Annotated in this window: 4 protein-coding genes; all 4 read left to right on the top strand. The window is 64.7% G+C overall.

The annotated features are described in order from the left end of the window. Positions 1–1,003, top strand: a 1,003-nt coding sequence (locus tag EOA60_RS28075; RefSeq protein WP_164899590.1) for an excinuclease ABC subunit UvrC, incomplete at its 5' end; no start/stop codon positions are given. A 104-nt stretch (positions 1,004–1,107) separates the two neighbouring features. Next, complete coding sequence (gene pgsA, locus EOA60_RS28070; RefSeq protein WP_066995790.1) at positions 1,108–1,704, top strand: CDP-diacylglycerol--glycerol-3-phosphate 3-phosphatidyltransferase; 597 nt, start codon at positions 1,108–1,110, stop codon at positions 1,702–1,704. A 1-nt stretch (position 1,705) separates the two neighbouring features. Next, a complete protein-coding gene (gene moaD / locus EOA60_RS28065) occupies positions 1,706–1,963 on the top strand; it encodes a molybdopterin converting factor subunit 1 (protein ID WP_067330385.1) in 258 nt (85 codons plus the stop codon). Between the two features lies 1 nt (position 1,964). After that, positions 1,965–2,444, top strand: coding sequence for a molybdenum cofactor biosynthesis protein MoaE (locus tag EOA60_RS28060; protein ID WP_095823619.1), 480 nt, complete (start codon positions 1,965–1,967; stop codon positions 2,442–2,444). Positions 2,445–2,615: the final 171 nt, after the last annotated feature.

Here is a 2,615-nt window from a genome sequence, read left to right as displayed (position 1 = left end):
GTTCTATGACGACAAGCTGCCGGCGCGTACGCTGCTTCTTTCCCAGCCGGTGCAGGAGCAGGAGCTGCTCGCCGAGGCGCTGTCAACCCGCGCCGGGCGCAGGATAGCGATCTCGGTGCCGCAGCGCGGCGAGAAGAAGGATCTCACAGATCACGCGCTGCAGAACGCGCGTGAGGCGCTCGGCCGCAGGCTGGCGGAAACGTCGACGCAGGCGCGGCTATTGCAAGGCTTTGCCGAGACCTTCGGCCTCGCAAGGCCGCCAGTGCGCATCGAGGTCTACGACAACTCGCACATCATGGGCACCAATGCGGTCGGCGCCATGGTCGTCGCCGGGCCGGAAGGTTTTGTGAAGAACCAGTACCGAAAGTTCAACATCCGCTCGACCGAGATCACGCCCGGAGACGATTTCGGCATGATGCGCGAGGTGATGGAGCGCCGCTTCTCGCGGCTCCTCAGGGAGCATGGCGACGTCCAGCCTTCAATCGGAGCGGGCGCGGAAGCCGAGGACGATGCGGCAGACGATCTTGTCGAGGGAAACGGCAGCTTCCCGGCATGGCCGGACGTCATCCTGATTGACGGCGGCCAGGGCCAGATGACCGCGGTGCGCAAGATCCTCTCCGATCTCGGCATCGAGGACCGGGTCGTCGCCATCGGCATCGCCAAGGGCCAGGACCGCGACGCCGGGCGCGAGCGCTTCTTCGTCAAGGGCAGGGACTCTTTCACGCTGCCGGTGCGCGACCCGGTGCTCTATTTCGTCCAGCGCCTGCGCGACGAGGTGCATCGCTTCGCCATCGGCTCGCACCGTGCCCGCCGCAAGAAGGAGATGGTCAAGAGTCCGCTCGACGAGATCGCCGGCATCGGCCCCGGCCGCAAGCGGGCGCTGCTTCACCATTTCGGCACCGCCAAGGCGGTCAGCCGCGCCGCGGTCGAGGACCTGATCAAGGTCGACGGCATTTCCGAGCACGTGGCGAAGCTGGTCTACAACCATTTTCATGACAGCTGACCATTCTTGCGCCTATTTTGGGTTGACCAATCGAATCTCGCCTGTTGACCCCCCACATTGGCTTCTGATTTGAGTAGGCAGGCGGAGAGAGATCCCGATCAGATATGGCCCAGCGCGCTTTCAACCTGCCGAACATCCTCACCTACGCCCGCATCATCGCGGTGCCGCTGGTGGTGCTGTGCTTTTTTCTCGAAGGCCATCTGAAGTCCTCCGACTTTGCCCGCTGGTCGGCGCTGGCCATCTTCCTGCTCGCCTCCGTCACCGACTATTTCGACGGCTATTTCGCGCGCGCCTGGCAGCAGACCTCCAACATCGGCAAGATGCTGGACCCGATCGCCGACAAGCTCCTGGTCGCCACCTGCCTGCTCTTGCTCGCCGCCGACACCGACCGCCATGCCGGCATTGCCGGTTGGTCGCTATGGGCGGCGATCATCATCCTGTGCCGCGAGATTCTTGTCTCGGGCCTGCGCGAATATTTGGCCGCGCTGAAGGTCTCGGTTCCGGTGACCCAACTCGCCAAATGGAAGACGACCATCCAGATGGTCGCCATCGCCTTCCTGCTCGTCGGCCCGGCCGGCGACAAGATCTTCCCGCTGACCACCCAAATCGGCCTGGTGTTGTTGTGGATCGCGGCACTTGTCACCCTCTACACCGGCTACGACTATTTCCGGGCCGGCCTGAAACACATCATGGACGAGTGAGATGTCGACCAAGCTCATCTATTTCGCCTGGGTGCGCGAGCGGATCGGCAAGCCGGAAGAGCATGTCGAGCTGCCCGCCGGCGTCGAGACCGTCGCCGACCTGTTGCGCTGGCTGAAGTCGCGCGGCGAGGAATACGAAAACGCGCTGCAATATCCGGACGTCATCCGCGTCGCCATCAACCAGGAACATGTCGGCCACCGCGAGAAAATCGCGGGCGCGCGCGAGATCGCGCTGTTTCCGCCGATGACCGGGGGCTGAGATGGCGAGCACGGTCGTGCCGGCCATCCGCGTCCAGCGGGAGGATTTCGACGTCGCCGCCGAGATTGCCGCGCTGACCGAAGGCCGTGCCGACATCGGCGCCGTGGTCACCTTCTCCGGCCTCTGCCGTGACGAGCAAGGCGCGCTCGCCGCCCTCGAGCTCGAGCACTATCCCGGCATGGCCGAGGCCGAGATCGGCCGCATCGCCACTGAGGCCATCGGGCGTTGGCCGCTGCAGGGGCTCACTGTCGTCCACCGCCATGGAAAAATCGCGCCGGGCGAAAACATCGTGCTGGTGGTCGCGGCCTCCGCGCATCGCCAGGCGGCCTTCGAGGCGGCGAATTTCCTGATGGATTACCTGAAGTCGCGCGCGCCCTTCTGGAAGAAGGAGCACCGTGCCGACGGCTCCGAAGGCGGCTGGGTCGAGGCCAAGGAAGCCGACGACGAAGCCGCGGATCGTTGGAAGACCCCGGACAAGTAAGCCAGGACGGCATTGCCTTGGCGATCGCCCCATCCGGCGCGCTTCGCAGCACCTTCTCCCCTTGGGGAGAAGAGGGTCGCCCCGAACTGCTCTTCGCAATTTCGGTTGGCAATCCGCCTGAGGGACAAGCCGGCGAATTTCCTCCCCAAGGCCATCGAACGACCGCAATCC

The organism is Mesorhizobium sp. M1A.F.Ca.IN.020.06.1.1 (assembly GCF_004023265.1).
GTDB lineage: Bacteria > Pseudomonadota > Alphaproteobacteria > Rhizobiales > Rhizobiaceae > Mesorhizobium.
This window is presented reverse-complemented; position numbering and strand designations above follow the sequence as displayed.

Bases quoted from the DNA above. Each gene is read 5' to 3' on its own strand.
- pgsA (WP_066995790.1), top strand. From the start codon at position 1,108: ATGGCCCAGCGCGCTTTCAACCTGCCGAACATCCTCACCTACGCCCGC.
- moaD (WP_067330385.1), top strand. From the start codon at position 1,706: ATGTCGACCAAGCTCATCTATTTCGCCTGGGTGCGCGAGCGGATCGGC.
- EOA60_RS28060 (WP_095823619.1), top strand. From the start codon at position 1,965: ATGGCGAGCACGGTCGTGCCGGCCATCCGCGTCCAGCGGGAGGATTTC.